General features: G+C 34.0%; 14 protein-coding genes and 1 pseudogene. 12 read left to right on the forward strand and 3 right to left on the reverse strand.

From position 1 onward, the window contains the following. Positions 1-177 precede the first annotated feature (177 nt). Positions 178-1,368 (reverse strand): DUF5009 domain-containing protein, encoded by a 1,191-nt coding sequence (locus BLP44_RS13470; protein WP_091133604.1) that lies wholly within the window; start codon positions 1,366-1,368, stop codon positions 178-180. Positions 1,369-1,479: 111 nt separating this feature from the next. Here BLP44_RS13470 and BLP44_RS13475 point away from each other — a divergent pair, with 111 nt between their 5' ends. After that, positions 1,480-2,217, forward strand: coding sequence for a tyrosine-protein phosphatase (locus BLP44_RS13475; protein WP_091133608.1), 738 nt, complete (start codon positions 1,480-1,482; stop codon positions 2,215-2,217). Between the two features lie 4 nt (positions 2,218-2,221). Here the strand turns inward: BLP44_RS13475 and BLP44_RS13480 are convergent, their stop codons facing one another. Continuing rightward, the gene (locus tag BLP44_RS13480) at positions 2,222-3,640 is read right to left on the reverse strand and encodes an undecaprenyl-phosphate glucose phosphotransferase (protein ID WP_066033788.1); all 1,419 of its coding nucleotides are present in this window, start codon (positions 3,638-3,640) and stop codon (positions 2,222-2,224) included. 150 nt (positions 3,641-3,790) lie between these two features. On the opposite strand from BLP44_RS13480, the gene BLP44_RS13485 reads away from it, so the two are divergent. The 7 genes and pseudogenes from BLP44_RS13485 to BLP44_RS23165 all read left to right on the forward strand — a co-directional run bounded on the left by BLP44_RS13485 (position 3,791) and on the right by BLP44_RS23165 (position 9,752). After that, positions 3,791-4,756, forward strand: a complete 966-nt coding sequence (locus BLP44_RS13485) for a hypothetical protein (RefSeq protein WP_091133610.1) — start codon at positions 3,791-3,793, stop codon at positions 4,754-4,756. A gap of 90 nt (positions 4,757-4,846) precedes the next feature. After that, on the forward strand, positions 4,847-6,712 hold the full coding sequence (locus tag BLP44_RS13490) for an ABC-F family ATP-binding cassette domain-containing protein (protein WP_091133612.1): 1,866 nt from the start codon (positions 4,847-4,849) through the stop codon (positions 6,710-6,712). Positions 6,713-6,794: 82 nt separating this feature from the next. Beyond that, the gene (locus BLP44_RS13495; protein ID WP_091133613.1) at positions 6,795-7,166 is read left to right on the forward strand and encodes a four helix bundle protein; all 372 of its coding nucleotides are present in this window, start codon (positions 6,795-6,797) and stop codon (positions 7,164-7,166) included. Between the two features lie 88 nt (positions 7,167-7,254). Next, positions 7,255-7,728, forward strand: a complete 474-nt coding sequence (locus BLP44_RS13500) for an FKBP-type peptidyl-prolyl cis-trans isomerase (RefSeq protein ID WP_091133616.1) — start codon at positions 7,255-7,257, stop codon at positions 7,726-7,728. A gap of 21 nt (positions 7,729-7,749) precedes the next feature. Continuing rightward, positions 7,750-8,529, forward strand: coding sequence for an O-methyltransferase (locus tag BLP44_RS13505; protein WP_091133618.1), 780 nt, complete (start codon positions 7,750-7,752; stop codon positions 8,527-8,529). Then, positions 8,528-8,704 (forward strand): annotated as a pseudogene (locus BLP44_RS13510) (XRE family transcriptional regulator); the annotation flags it as partial. The gene BLP44_RS13505 and the pseudogene BLP44_RS13510, both read left to right, overlap by 2 nt. An 82-nt stretch (positions 8,705-8,786) precedes the next feature. Further along, a complete protein-coding gene (locus BLP44_RS23165) occupies positions 8,787-9,752 on the forward strand; it encodes a hypothetical protein (protein ID WP_244511772.1) in 966 nt (321 codons plus the stop codon). 62 nt (positions 9,753-9,814) lie between these two features. On the opposite strand, the gene BLP44_RS13520 is transcribed toward BLP44_RS23165, so the two are convergent. Beyond that, entirely contained in the window at positions 9,815-10,474 is a 660-nt protein-coding gene (locus tag BLP44_RS13520) for a DUF6565 domain-containing protein (protein WP_091133621.1), read from the reverse strand. A gap of 291 nt (positions 10,475-10,765) precedes the next feature. Here BLP44_RS13520 and BLP44_RS13525 point away from each other — a divergent pair, with 291 nt between their 5' ends. From BLP44_RS13525 to secA, 4 genes are all read left to right on the forward strand, one after another. Further along, positions 10,766-11,452 carry an ABC transporter ATP-binding protein gene (locus tag BLP44_RS13525; RefSeq protein ID WP_091133623.1) on the forward strand — a complete coding sequence of 229 codons (687 nt, stop codon included), beginning with the start codon at positions 10,766-10,768 and terminating at the stop codon, positions 11,450-11,452. Positions 11,453-11,581: 129 nt separating this feature from the next. Continuing rightward, the gene (locus BLP44_RS13530; protein WP_091133626.1) at positions 11,582-12,151 is read left to right on the forward strand and encodes a cob(I)yrinic acid a,c-diamide adenosyltransferase; all 570 of its coding nucleotides are present in this window, start codon (positions 11,582-11,584) and stop codon (positions 12,149-12,151) included. 205 nt (positions 12,152-12,356) lie between these two features. Continuing rightward, the gene (locus BLP44_RS13535) at positions 12,357-12,578 is read left to right on the forward strand and encodes a DUF2795 domain-containing protein (RefSeq protein ID WP_007138072.1); all 222 of its coding nucleotides are present in this window, start codon (positions 12,357-12,359) and stop codon (positions 12,576-12,578) included. Between the two features lie 87 nt (positions 12,579-12,665). Next, positions 12,666-16,010 carry a preprotein translocase subunit SecA gene (secA, locus tag BLP44_RS13540; RefSeq protein ID WP_008468051.1) on the forward strand — a complete coding sequence of 1,115 codons (3,345 nt, stop codon included), beginning with the start codon at positions 12,666-12,668 and terminating at the stop codon, positions 16,008-16,010. The last annotated feature ends 26 nt before the right edge of the window (positions 16,011-16,036 follow it).

Below are 16,036 nucleotides of genomic sequence, written 5' to 3' on the forward strand. Positions count from 1 at the left end.
TTTTTGTTTCAGGTTTCAGGTTTTCAAGTTTTCAAGTTTTCACCGCAAAGCACGCAAGGTTTTGCTAAATATCCTACTCATTATAAACGCAAGGTTCGCAAAGCTTTTTGTAAAAAACTTTGCGAACCTTGCGTATAGCTTTGCGCTCTTTGCGGTTAAGTTCATCAACTTGAAACCTTAAAGATGCAACTGAATTTTATATCTGTTTAAAATTTTCATTACAAAAAGCATAATTATTGAAAACAACAGAGACCATAAAATTCCTGGAATTCCTTCTCTAAAATATCCTGGTATAATATGAAGGTTGAAAGCTTTACAGAAATAATAAATAACGCCTGGTAAAATATAAATCAACAATGGGTTTGCCGCTGCAGGCATAAAGAATTCGCTCCATTTGGTTTGTTTTTTAACTTCCATCAGCCAATACAGAAAATAGAACAAAGCGGCGCAAATTGCTGCAGAGAACATTGTCCAAGATGGCGTTCCTTTTATTTTTGAAATTCCGAAATATGGGCGAAGCAGAACTGCTGTTACCGTAAACAAAACAATAAAGCCAATTACTGGCCAGTTGATTTTGGAACTGATTTTTCGATCAAAAAACAATAAAGAAATTATAATTCCTGCCGAAGTCAGCGAAACATGCGTTAGATGTCCCGCTATAAAACTCAACCAAGAAGTGTTTTGAACAAAAGAGTTTTCGATTAAATTGAGAGAATTCATTACAACAGCAAAAACTAAAAAAGCAATCATAGCCCACAGATTTCCTGAAACCAGCCAATAATAAATGACCGTAAAAAGGTACGCCCAACCTATCAAACCGAGAATTCCCCACCATTTTGGCGTCATTCCGCGATCTCCTGTATCTTGCACATATATAAAGTAGAGTGCTATGAGAACCAAAATTCCTCCGTATTGCAATACGTTTTTTAGCCAAAGAGGAAAATCTTTTGGATATTTATTCCAAATCGGAATTGGCATTGAATAAGCCAAAAGTCCCCAAAATGCAGGCGTAATTATCATTTTAGCGGCATCATATCCATATTCGGCATTGACCATAAAAACACCAATTATAATAAGTGCAATGGTTCTTTTTAAAGTGTGTGTCCAGATTGTTTTTGGACTGTCTCCTTTTATAAGTCGGGCATTAAAAGCAAACGGAATAGACATTCCGACGATAAATAAAAAAGCAGGAAAAACTAAATCAACAAAAGTCATTGCATCAGCATCTGCGGGCATGTGCTTCATCCATTGAGGCACATTTTGAATACTCGCCAATTCGTTTACAAAAATCATTACAAAAATGGTAATTCCACGCAAAGCATCAATAGAAATAATACGCTGATTAAACAAATTCTCTTTTATTTTCATAATTTTTTACTTTTTTACTAAAAATCAAATATAACATAATTCTAAAATGTCTTGTTACAAATTCTCGACTAATTTTGCGCGTTATAAAACTGATTTATACATTTTTGTTACATGCTTTCATTCCTCAAATCGAAACCCGCATTAAAAGAACTGCTTGATGGCAGTTTTGTAGATATCCATTCTCATATCTTGCCTGGAATTGATGACGGAGCAAAAAACATGACAAAATCAATTGAATTGGTTTCGGCTTTACAAAAACTTGGAGTTTCTCAAATGGTAACAACGCCGCATATCAACCATTATGTTTGGAATAATTCTCCTGAAATTATTCAGTCTAAACTCAAAGAAACCCAAAAAACATTAGAAGAAAACAAAATTAAAATGCCTGCTCAGGCTGCAGCCGAATATTTTATTGACAGCTGGTTTGAAAATCATTTTAAAGAAGAAAAACTTCTGACTTTAAAAGACAATTATGTTTTGGTGGAAATGTCATATTTAAATGCTCCGCTAAATATTTACAAAACCATTTTTGAGATACAAGTTGCGGGTTACATTCCGGTTTTGGCACATCCTGAACGATATGTTTTTTACCACAACAGGTTTTCGGAATATGAAAAATTGAAAAATGCGGGCTGTGTTTTTCAGCTGAATCTTCTTTCTACAGTAGAATATTATGGATCGCAGATTGCTAAAACTGCCGACGATCTTTTAGCAAAAGGAATGTATAATTTTTGCGGAACCGATGTTCATCATAAAAAGCATATTGCGGCCTTTGACGATAAAATAAAAATTAAAAATATTGAGCCTTTAAAAGAAGTTATTAAGAATAATCAGTTTTTTAAGTTCTAAAAACCTAATAGGCGTTTTCTTCTCCTTTAAAAATATTGATAATAGTCTTTACAATAATTTTAATGTCAAGCAGAAAACTCCAGTTTTCGATATACCAAATATCATATTCCACTCTGTTCTCCATATCGCTTAAGACTTTTGTTTCTCCTCTAAAGCCATTTACCTGCGCCCAGCCCGTAATTCCAGGTTTGGCATATTGACGCACCAAATAATTATTAATAAGATCACTGTACTCTTTAGCGAGATTAACCATATGAGGTCTTGGACCTACGACAGACATATCGCCAAGAAAGACATTAAAAAATTGTGGCAGTTCGTCTATACTCGTTTTTCGGATAAAAGCACCAAATTTGGTAATTCGGCTGTCTCCTTTTTCAGCTTGTTTTTTATGAGCCATACCATTTACATACATACTTCTAAATTTTATGCACATAAACGACCTGTTGTCTCTTCCTGATCTTTCCTGCTTAAAAAAGACAGGGCCAGGCGACTCCAGTTTTATAATGAGCATAATAATCGGGAACAGCCACGGAAATACGAGTAAAATAACTAGACTCGAAAAACAAACATCAAAAGCTTTTTTTAAAAGTCTGTTTGAAGCAAACTCTAAAGGTTCTGGACGAAACATTAAAACTGGCGTATTTTCATAAAAAGCAACTTCTACTTTGCTTGCTTTTGTATAAAGCTGAAAATCGGGAATGAATTTGATACGAATCATATTTTGCTCGCAAATTCTGGTCAATTCATTAATGATTTCGATATTGTCAATATGCAGCGCCACATACATTTCGTCAATTTTTTTATCGATAACAAACTTTTCAACGTCATCGAATCTCCCAACAATCAAATCGGAATCAACTACCTGATTATTATTTGTTTCATCAAAAAAACCCAAAAAACGATATCCGAAAGTTAAATCCTTTGCAAGCACTTTACGAATTTTTTCTCCAGATTCATTTGCTCCAACAATTATAAAAGTTTTAAAATTATATCCTTGTGCTCGAACGTACTTTAAAAGCTTCATTGAACAATATCGCGAAATCATGAGCAGTCCAAAAAATATCAGATAAAAATAAACCAATCGAAGTCTTGAAATATCAACGTATTTTAAGTAAACGACAAATATCGACACTAAAGCCGCATGAATAGAGATCTTTTTGATTGTTCTCCATAAGATCGATTCGATTGGTTCTACCCTCACGCTTCGATTGGAATCTTTTTGAAGCAGTAAAGCAACCCATATTAAAACAGCCAAAAGCGAAATGGTTCTTTCGTCTTTAGATAAAAGTTTGTCTAAATTGCCAAATCTAGCCAATGCAGAAAGAATAGTCGCAAGATTTAATAATACAATATCAACTACTACAAACAAAAGTTTATAATAACGTGAAATTCGGTAATGTGATAATTTTTGTAAAATTTTCATTGCGGGGCTTCGTTTTATCCAAAAGAATAAAAAAGACTTTTGCACTTAAAGTCAATGCAAAATAACACTTAAATTATATTTTTTGAATACTTATTTCATTCTATTATTTAAAACTTTACTTTTATCTTATGCAGACTTAACATTGCACTCATGCTAAAAATTCTATTTTTCTTCCTGACCATCACCGCTTCGGTTTATTCTCAAATTCCCGGCTGTACAGATCCACAGGCAGAAAATTACAATGCTGCATCTGGACAAAACAACGGAAGCTGCAGCTATAAAAATCTGAAAATAAAGCCCGAATATTCTTTTCAGTTAAGCGATTCGTTAAAAGAAACTTCTGGGTTAATTGCCTTCGAAAATCTGCTTTGGACACATAATGATGATCACGATAAAACAATTTACGGATTAGATTCTTTAGGAAAAATTAAAAAGAAAATCGTTTTGGAACAGGCAGTAAATCACGATTGGGAAGAAATCTCGCAGGACAGTACGCACATTTATATAGGAGATTTTGGAAATAATTATGCCGGAAATCGATCGGATTTGAAAATTCTTAAAATCGAAAAAAAATCTTTTATGGAAGGCAATCCTAATATTGAAACTATTTCTTTTGCCTATTCTGATCAAACCGACTTTTCTCGTTCAAAACCCAACAAAACCGATTTTGACTGCGAAGCTTTTATTGTTTCTAAAGACAGTATTTATCTGTTTACCAAACAATGGAAATCGTCTAAAACCAATATTTATGTTTTGTCGAAACAAGAAGGAACACAAATTGCAAGATTTAAGGCAACACTCGATACCAAAGGTTTGGTTACTGGCGGTACTTATTTGGAAGATAAAAAACTCATTACTTTGTGCGGCTATACCAAAGTTGGAAAACCATTTTTGTATCTGCTTTACGATTTTAAAAATCAGGATTTTTTATCTGGAAATAAAAGACGCATCGATTTAAAACTTCCTTTTCATCAAGTAGAAGGAATTGCAACAAAAGACGGATTGCATTATTTTATTACGAATGAATCTTTGGTTCGCAAACCTGTCTTAAACAATCCACAGCAAATTCATTATTTAGATTTGAGTTCTGCATTGGGTTCGTATCTCCATAAATAATTCGAAAATGCAAGATAATAGTTTACTTTTGCAGAAAGTTGTGATTTAGAAACATTCATAACTCATAATTTATAACTTATAATTACAAAAGTGAATTACTTATCTGTAGAAAATATTTCAAAGTCATTTGGAGAAAGAGTCCTTTTTGACAACATTTCTTTTGGAATCAACAAAGACCAAAAAATCGCTTTTATTGCAAAAAATGGTTCTGGAAAAACCACTATGATGAACATCATTAACGGAGTTGAAGAACCAGATACAGGACAAGTTGTTTTAAGAAAAGGAATCAGAATGGCGTTTCTTTCACAAGACAATAATCTTCAGGATGAACTTACGATTGAAGAAAGTATTTTCGCCTCAGACAATGAAACTTTAAAAGTTATCGAGGCTTATGAAAAAGCTTTAGAAAATCCTTCAGACGAAGAAGCTTACCAAAAAGCTTTTGACGCGATGGATCAGCACAATGCATGGGATTTTGAAACGCAATACAAACAGATTTTATTTAAATTAAAACTGGAAGATTTTAAACTTAAAGTAAAAAATCTTTCTGGGGGACAAAAAAAACGTCTTTCATTGGCTATAATTCTAATCAATCGCCCAGATTTATTGATTTTGGATGAGCCAACCAACCATTTGGATTTAGAAATGATCGAATGGCTTGAAAGTTATTTTGCCAAAGAAAATATTACGCTATTTATGGTAACGCACGACCGTTTCTTTTTGGAACGTGTTTGTAATGAAATTATCGAATTAGACAACGGAAAGTTGTATCAATACAGAGGAAATTACTCTTACTATCTTCAGAAAAAAGAAGAAAGAATCACTTCTGAAAACGCCAGTATTGACAAAGCGAAAAACCTTTTTGTAAAAGAATTAGAATGGATGCGCCGCCAGCCGAAAGCGAGAACTACCAAATCTAAATCGCGTCAGGACGATTTTTACATTATTAAAGAAAAAGCACAAAGCCGAAGAAAAGAAAACAAAGTTGAGCTTGAAATTAATATGGAAAGAATGGGAAGCAAAATTATCGAGCTTCATAAACTTTCTAAAAAATTCAAAGACAGAGTTATTCTGGACAATTTCAGTTTTGATTTTCAGCGTGGCGAAAGAATCGGAATTATCGGTAAAAACGGAACTGGAAAATCTACTTTCTTAAACCTGCTTACAGGAACAATTCCGCCAGACAGCGGGCGCGTTGTAAAAGGTGACACGATAAAAGTGGGTTATTATACGCAATCTGGAATTAATCCAAAACCAGGTCAGCGCGTTATCGACGTTATTAAAGAATACGGAGAATATATTCCGCTGGCAAAAGGAAAGATTATTTCGGCTTCCCAGCTTTTAGAGCGTTTTCTTTTTGATGCGAAAAAACAATACGATTATGTCGAAAAATTGAGCGGTGGCGAATTAAAACGTTTGTATTTGTGTACCGTTTTGATTCAGAATCCAAACTTTTTGATTCTAGATGAGCCAACAAACGATTTGGATATTGTAACGCTTAATGTTTTGGAAAGCTTCCTTTTAGATTATCCTGGATGTTTATTAGTGGTTTCTCACGACCGTTACTTTATGGACAAAATTGTAGATCATTTATTTGTTTTTAGAGGAAATGGAATTATCGAAAATTTCCCAGGAAATTATTCTGATTTCCGTGCTTATGAAGACAGCGCCGATGTCTCTGTTGCAAAAGAAGATACAAAAACAGAGAAAAAAGACTGGAAACAAAACAATACATCTGGAAATCTGACTTTTAACGAACAAAAAGAATATCAGAAAATCGAACGAGAGATTAAAGACTTAGAAATCGAAAAAGCCAAAATAGAACAGTTATTCTCTGACGGAAAAGTTGCTGATGCTGATATCGAGAAAAAAGCCAATGAACTTCAAAATATAATCAATAAAATAGATGCGAAAGAAGAACGCTGGTTTGAACTTTCTGCTAAACTGGAAGGGTAGGTTTAGTTTCCAGTCGCAGTCGCAGTTTTCAGTTTTTATTCTTTTTAGAAAGAAAATTCTTAATTTAGCTAAAAAATAAATTATGGATTTTAAAGAATTATTAGCCTATAAAAAGTCGTTTGAACTTGCTATGGAAATTTTTGAATTATCAAAAACGTTTCCTAAAGAAGAAAGATTTTCACTAACCGATCAAGTACGCCGATCTTCAAGAAGTGTTGCTGCTAATATTGCTGAATCATATAGAAAAAGGAGATATACAAATCATTTTATAAGCAAATTAACTGATAGCGATGCTGAAAACTCAGAAACAAACACATGGCTACAGTTTTCGTTAGAATGCCAATATATTTCAAAAGAAACATTTGATAGACTAAATATTAAAAATCTCGAAGTTGGAAGATTGATAAATTATATGATCAACAACCCTAGTAAATTTGGATGCAGTCAGAACTAATGATTGCTACAAAACTGAAAACTGCGACCGCGACTGAGACTAAAAACTATTTTACTATATTCGACACATTAAAAAATAAAATATCAAAATGAAAAAATTATTAGTCGCCCTATTTACTTTAACATTATTCATTTCTTGTGCAAACTCTGAGAAAGATACACCTGCAACTCCTCCAAAAGATTATACTCAAGAAAACGACAAAGAAATCACAGATTATTTAACCAAAAATAATTTAACTGCAACCAAAAGTGAGTCTGGTTTATATTATATCATTAACGAACCTGGCACGGGCGTGCAGCCAACTGCTTCTTCAAAAGTAACTGTGGCATACAAAGGCTATTTCACCAATGGAAATATTTTTGACCAAAGTAACTCGAGCGGCATTACATTTCCACTTTCTGAAGTAATTAAAGGCTGGACAGAAGGAATTCCGTATTTTAAAGAAGGCGGAAGCGGAGTTCTGCTTATCCCTTCTCATTTAGCATATGGGAGTTATCCACGTCCTGGAATACCAGCCGGATCAGTTCTTATTTTTGATGTGAAATTGATTAAAGTAAATTAATATTTCATTTTAGACCTCTAAATGTTGTTTCAAATACAATCTTATTTAAAATTTCTTTGGTATTCTAAAAACGAACACGCGGTTCATTCGCCATTTGTTTTTAGTCTGCTGACAAAATGTTTTTATGACAAGAAATCTAAGCCAGAATATGCCACTCTTAAAAAGTATAGAAAAACACTTTTAGAGAATAAAAACTTTATTGAAGTGACCGATTTTGGAGCGGGTTCGAGAGTTTTCAAATCCAATAGAAGACAGATTTCTAAAATTGTGCAAACAGCTGGAATTTCACCAAAACGTGCCGAATTATTGTTTCGAGTTACCAATTACTTTAAACCAGAAAAAATCCTAGAAATAGGAACATCTTTAGGCTTAGCAACTGCGGCTTTGGCTTTAGGAAATCCAAAAGCGAAAGTGGTTACGATTGAAGGCTGTCCAAACACCGCAAATGTTGCTCAGAATCAATTAACTGAATTTGATTGCCATAATGTTGAAAATGTAATTTCTGAGTTTGAATCTTTTTTGATTTCTGAGAACATTCAAGCAACAAATTACGATCTGATATATTTCGACGGAAATCATTCAAAAAAAGCAACTCTAGAATATTTTGAACTTCTATTACCAACAATCAACAATGATTCTGTTTGGATTTTCGATGATATCCATTGGTCAGAAGACATGGAAGAAGCTTGGGAAATGATTAAAACCCATCCTCAGGTAAAAGTCACAATTGACACTTTTCAATGGGGATTTGTATTCTTTAGACGAGAACAGCCAAAAGAGCATTTTATAATACGAACATAAACAAGAAGCATTGGCTTATGATTTGGTAGAAGACTGGACATAGAAGAAAATTTCTATGCTGGAACAGAAAGACATGATCGAAGACAGCTTGTTAAAACTAATCTCAAATTATTTGAAAATTCCTATTGAAGCTTTTCAAAATTTTGATGAAGAACAGACTGTTTATGTTATTGCGTAAATAACACAATTATTCCTATATTTGGCACAACTCAAATATAAAACTAATGTATTCTATTCACAAAAAAACAAAAAGAAGATTGTTAAATAAAAATTGTTTAGCAGGATTATTTTTATTATTAGGAACAATTGTAAACGCTCAATTTTTAGCACAGACATTCTCTGCCGATTTAAATACATTCGCTAATGATTTAGCTATTTATACCCCAGCCACACTAAATAAGCCTTCAAATTTCGGCACTGTTTTAGCACTTCGGTACTGGGAAGGGCCTGGAACTTCTGATTGGAGAAGCCAATTGGCATTTGGCACTGAAAATGAGCTTTACTATAGACAATCAACAAACAATGGTGGAACTGTATGGTCATCTTGGAATAAAGTATACCATTCAGGAAATCTCAACAACAATCAAACTGATTTTCACGCAAAAAATTTAACTGCAAAAGAACTAGCAATCTATAGCAATGAAAGCGTAAACGGGTGGGGCATTTCACATCTTTATTGGCAAGGTCATTCATTAATTATGGGATCTCCAAAAGGAGCTTATGCTCATAATAGCATAATATTGAGACCTGGAGGAGCAACAAATGGTGTTTTAGAAAGTACATTTGAAATAGATGCAGCCAACGAAATAGACAATTACGATACTCGCATACGTTTTGCAACATCTGGCAGTTCATTTATAAATGCAGGAAATGTTGGAATAGGCACAAAGAATCCTCAAAATAAATTAGACGTTAATGGTACCATTCATTCAAAAGAAGTCAAAGTTGATATGGATGGGTGGTCAGATTTCGTTTTTAAAAAAGAATATAATTTACCAACCCTACTAGAGGTTGAAAAACACATTAACGAAAAAGGGCATTTAGAAAATATTCCGAGTGAAAAAGAAGTTATCAAAAACGGCATAAATTTGGGCGAAATGGATGCTAAACTTCTCCAAAAAATTGAAGAGCTAACATTATATGTAATAGATTTAAATAAAAAATTAGAAGAACAAAACAAAGAGCTAGAACAAATGAAAAAAGAACTAGCAAGTAAAAAATAAAAAAATAAAAGACGATCATTTCTGATCGTCTTTTTCATTTCTAATTCAAAATTTTTAAAAGTCTATTTTTTAGCTTCTTTATTTTCTTCAGATTTAGCTCCCATTCTGTTTACAGTGTACATTGGTGCAAACTTAATTTTCAAACCAGCAATTTTTCTGTTATCCTCGGCTGACAAACCTTCTTTCTCAACTGTATTTTTACGGCTATCAAGCGCTTCATACATTAATTTGATTTCATCCCAGTCTTCTCTAGAATATTTATCTTTATTATTTTCTACAGTATGAACAAACTGCTGATAAACACTATGAATATTTTGGGCATTAACCCAATTAAAATTCATATCGTCACCAATTTTTCCTGCGCCAAACAAAGCATCTCTTAACTGCTGTTTCGGACTAGGAGTTGGAGGGGCAAATTGGGCGGTCAATTCTTTTTTAAATTCTTCGTATTTAATTTTACTTGCATTTACTTTTTCAGTCGCAGCAGCATTGTCTTTAATATCTGCTAAAGCGGCTTGAGCTTCTTGAGATCTTCTATCGTATTCAGCTTCTACGCTTTTCCAATTGTCTTTCAAATCAGCGGCAGCAACATTTTTAACAGAGTCAACATACACTACATAACTTTCTACTGTTTTCTGAGCTCTTTCTTGTTTTTCATCTTTACATGATGTTAATGCTAATACTAATACTGCAATTCCTGTAGTTATTTTTATGTTTTCCATAATCTTAGTTATTAATTAATTGATATATTCAAATTTACTTAATACCAATTCTAATAAATTACATTATTATCATATTTTTAAAATAAAAAACATTTTAAAACTATAAAATATCACATATAATGAGAATTACGCAAAATTAATTCTGAATTATATAACCGCTTTTGTTTAAAAAAATCTATTTATTAATTATCCCGGTTTTATTGTACGCCAAAACGATTTGTAACAAAAACCAATTATCAACTACTTATTCAAAAGTGTTTTGTACTTTTAAATCCAAAATTGTAAACTAAAATGGCTGAACCATTAATTAAAATAACCGACATCAAACGAAATTTTACTTTAGGAAATGAGATAGTTTATGTTTTAAAGGGAATAGATCTAGAAATACAAAAAGGCGAATATGTTGCTTTAATGGGACCTTCTGGATCAGGAAAATCTACATTAATGAATTTATTGGGCTGTTTAGATACGCCAACTTCGGGTCGTTATATTTTAAATGGAAAAGATGTCAGCAAAATGAAAGATGATGAATTGGCGGAAATTAGAAACAAAGAAATTGGTTTCGTTTTTCAGACCTTCAATCTTTTACCAAGAACAACTGCCTTAGATAATGTTGCCTTGCCAATGATTTATGCCGGTCACGGAAAATCTGAAAGAATGGCCCGCGCAACCGAGGTTTTAAAACAGGTTAATCTGGCAGACAGAATGGATCACCAGCCCAATCAGCTTTCTGGAGGACAGCGCCAGCGTGTTGCTGTTGCCCGCGCTTTGGTCAACAAGCCTTCTATAATTCTGGCCGATGAGCCAACAGGAAACTTAGACAGTAAAACTTCTGTTGAAATTATGAAGCTTTTTGGAGATATTCATGCACAAGGAAATACTGTAATCCTAGTAACTCACGAAGAAGATATTGCTGCGTATGCTCACAGAATTATCCGTTTACGAGATGGTTTAATTGAAAGCGACACGAAAAAATAATTTTAGATTTCCGATTTTAGATTTCTGATTTTAGATTTTAGATTTTAGATTACTTGCTAAATCTTAAATTTTAAACAACAACATTTCAATCAAAAATCTAAAATCAAAAATCAACAATCTACAATCACCATGAAAGTATATACCAAAACAGGCGATAAAGGCACAACGGCTCTTTTTGGAGGAACTCGCGTACCAAAAGATCACATCAGAATTGACAGTTATGGAACTGTTGATGAGCTGAATTCTTATATTGGATTAATTCGCGATCAGGAAATGGATTCGCATTACAAAACCATTTTAATCGAAATCCAAGATCGCCTTTTTACGATTGGTGCCATTTTGGCAACTCCACAAGAGAAAGAAGTTTTAAAAAACGGAAAACTTCGCCTGGAAAATCTCGGAATAATTGAATCAGATATTGAATTACTCGAAAACGAAATAGATAAAATGGACGAGAGTCTTCCGCCAATGACTCATTTTGTTTTGCCTGGAGGGCACCCTACCGTGTCACATTGTCATATAGCACGCTGTATTTGCCGTCGTGCAGAACGTTTAGCAGTGCATTTAAGTCATAATGAACACGTTCCGGAAATAGCAATACAGTACCTAAACCGACTTTCTGACTACCTTTTTGTCTTGGCACGAAAGTTGTCCTCAGACTTAAAAGCGGAGGAAGTGAAATGGATTCCAAGAAAGTAAACAGTCGCAGTTTTCAATTTTCAGACTGCAAAACTGAATACAGAAAAACACAGTAGTTAGTAGCAAATTTCAGTTTTAAAACTGAGAACTGGCACTGAAAACTGAGTACTAGCAAAGACGTTCTTAAATTTTATTAAAATAAATCAAAATTTACTTGTCTTTTTCAGTAAAAAATTTATTTTTGCACAAACTAAACAGATAACAGATGTATTGGACATTAGAATTAGCATCTTATTTAAGTGATGCGCCATGGCCTGCTAACAAAGATGAACTTATTGACTACGCCATTAGAGCTGGTGCTCCATTAGAGGTAGTAGAAAACCTTCAGTCAATCGAAGATGAAGGTGAGATATATGAATCAATGGAAGAAATTTGGCCTGATTATCCAACAGACGAAGATTATCTTTGGAATGAGGATGAATATTAAAAAATAAACCAAAGGAAAAAGTCTCATCATAGAGACTTTTTTTTTGGTTCAAATACATATTATATAATAAAAGAAATACAATAAATCATGAGTTTCATAAACAGTATTATTAAAGTCTTTGTCGGCGATAAGTCGCAGAAAGATGTCAAAGCTTTACAACCTTACTTAAATAAAATTAAAACATTCGAAGCTCCATTAATGAGTCTTACAAACGACGAATTAAGAGGAAGAACCGTTTATTTTAAAGATAGAATCAAAGAAGCTAGAGCTGAAAAAGATGCTAAAATTGCTTCGCTGAAAGCCGAAGTAGAAAACATCGAAGACATCGATAAAAGAGAAGACATTTATGATGCAATAGATGCTCTTGAAAAAGAAGCTTATGAAATCTCAGAAAAAACTTTAATGGAAATTCTTCCAGAAGCTTTTTCTGTTGTAAAAGAAACGGCTCGCCGTTTTAAAGAAAACTCACACATTGAAGTTACAGCAACTCCTAAAGATCGCGAGTTTTCAGCAACAAAATCATATATCACTATTGATGGTGATAAAGCTATTTGGGCTAACAAATGGAATGCTGCTGGAAAAGACATCACTTGGGACATGATTCACTACGATGTTCAATTAATTGGTGGTATGGTATTGCACGAAGGTAAAGTTGCCGAAATGCAAACGGGAGAAGGAAAAACTTTGGTAGCTACTCTTCCACTTTACTTAAATGCTTTGACTGGAAACGGTGTTCATTTAGTAACGGTGAACGACTACTTAGCGAAACGTGATAGCACATGGAAAGCTCCTTTATTCGAGTTCCACGGTTTATCTGTTGACTGTATCGACAATCACCAACCAAGTACAGAAGCTAGAAAAAAAGCTTACGATGCGGATATCACTTACGGAACCAACAACGAATTTGGTTTTGACTACCTAAGAGATAACATGGCGCACTCGCCTAGCGATTTAGTGCAGAGAAAACACAATTTTGCCATTGTCGACGAGGTTGACTCTGTATTGATTGATGACGCTAGAACACCTCTTATCATTTCAGGACCAGTTCCTCAAGGAGATCGCCATGAATTCAACGAATTGAAACCAAAAATCGAAAACTTAGTTGCACAACAGCGTCAGTTAGCAAATGGTTTCTTAGCTGAAGCTAAAAAATTAATCAAAGAAGGTAATACAAAAGATGGAGGTTTCCAATTATTGAGAGCTTACAGAAGTTTACCTAAAAATAAAGCATTAATTAAATTTTTAAGTGAAGAAGGAATTAAACAATTGCTTCAAAAAACTGAAAATCAATATATGCAAGATAACAATCGTGAAATGCACAAAGTTGACGAAGCTTTGTATTTTGTGATTGAAGAAAAAAACAATCAAGTTGAATTGACAGACAACGGTATCAAATACCTTTCTGGAGATACTGATGCAGATTTCTTCGTTTTACCAGATATCGGAACAGAAATCGCTGCTATTGAAAAACAAAAATTAGATAAAGACGCGGAAGCTGAAGCCAAAGAAAGATTATTCCAAGATTTTGGCGTAAAAAGCGAACGTATCCATACTCTTACTCAGCTTTTAAAAGCATATGCTTTATTCGAAAAAGATGTAGAGTACGTTATCATGGACAACAAAATTATGATTGTCGATGAGCAGACAGGTCGTATCATGGACGGACGCCGTTATTCAGACGGTCTTCACCAAGCGATCGAAGCAAAAGAAAACGTAAAAATCGAAGCTGCAACTCAAACTTTTGCAACAGTTACATTACAGAACTATTTCAGAATGTACAGCAAATTAGCAGGTATGACTGGTACTGCTGTTACAGAAGCTGGTGAGTTATGGCAAATCTATAAATTGGATGTTGTTGAAATTCCGACAAACCGTCCGATTGCGAGACAAGATAAAGAAGATTACATTTACAAAACCACACGCGAAAAATTCAACGCTGTAATTGAGGATGTTACTGAATTATCAAAAGCAGGAAGACCAGTATTGATTGGAACAACTTCTGTAGAGATTTCAGAGTTATTAAGCCGTATGCTTAAAATGAGAGGAATCCAACACAACGTATTGAACGCTAAAATGCACAAACAAGAGGCACAAATCGTTGAAGAAGCTGGTAAAGCTGGAGTTGTAACCATTGCAACAAACATGGCTGGTCGTGGTACCGATATTAAATTATCTCCAGAAGTAAAAGCTGCGGGAGGTTTAGCAATCGTTGGTACAGAGCGTCACGACTCTCGTCGTGTAGACAGACAGTTGCGCGGTCGTTCTGGCCGTCAAGGAGATCCAGGAAGTTCTCAATTCTACGTTTCCCTTGAAGATAACTTAATGCGTTTATTCGGTTCTGAAAGAGTTGCGAAAGTAATGGACAGAATGGGATTAAAAGAAGGTGAAGTTATTCAGCATTCTATGATGACTAAATCTATCGAACGCGCTCAGAAAAAAGTAGAAGAAAACAACTTTGGGGTTCGTAAACGTTTATTAGAATATGATGACGTGATGAATTCTCAACGTGAAGTAGTTTACAAACGTCGTCGTCACGCATTGTTTGGAGAGCGTTTGAAACTGGATATCGCGAATATGCTTTATGACACTTGCGAATTAATCGTAAGCAATAATAAAGTGGCGAATGACTTCAAAGGATTTGAATTTGATTTGATTCGTTATTTCGGAATTACATCTCCGATTTCAGAAGCTGAATTTGCAAAATTAAATGATATTGAAGTTACTGGAAAAGTTTACAAAGAAGCCTTAGCATTCTATACAGAAAAAACAGAAAGAAGCGCAAGAGAAGCTTTCCCAATCATTAAAGGAGTTTACGAAGAGCCAAACAATCATTTCGAAAGAATTGTAGTTCCATTTACAGACGGAATCAAAACTTTGAATGTGGTAACAGACTTGAAAAAAGCTTATGACAGCGAAGGTGCTCAATTAATTGCTGATTTTGAGAAAAACATCACGCTTTCTATTGTTGATGAAGCTTGGAAAAAACACTTACGCAAAATGGACGAATTGAAACAATCTGTTCAATTGGCGGTTCACGAGCAAAAAGATCCATTGCTTATCTACAAATTAGAAGCTTTCAACTTGTTTAGAGGAATGTTGGATAACGTTAATAAAGAAGTAATTTCATTCTTATTTAAAGGTGACTTACCTGCTCAAAACGCTCCTGAAATTCACGAAGCAAGAGAGGTAGCTCGTCCAAAAGAAAACTTACAACTAAGCAAAGACGAAATTCCAAACAGCGAAAGTTTAAACCGTGAAGCTGGAGAAACACAACAGCGTCAGGTTACTGAAACTATCGTTAGAGATATGCCAAAAATCAACCGAAATGATACTGTAACAGTTCAGGAAGTTGCAACTGGTAAAACAGAAACAATGAAGTACAAAAAAGCTGAGGCATTAATCGCTGCTGGAACTTGGGTTTTGATTAACTAAATATTTTTTTAGTATTCAGTCGCAGT

Origin of the sequence: Flavobacterium anhuiense, from assembly GCF_900101855.1 — a bacterium.
Lineage (GTDB): Bacteria > Bacteroidota > Bacteroidia > Flavobacteriales > Flavobacteriaceae > Flavobacterium > Flavobacterium anhuiense.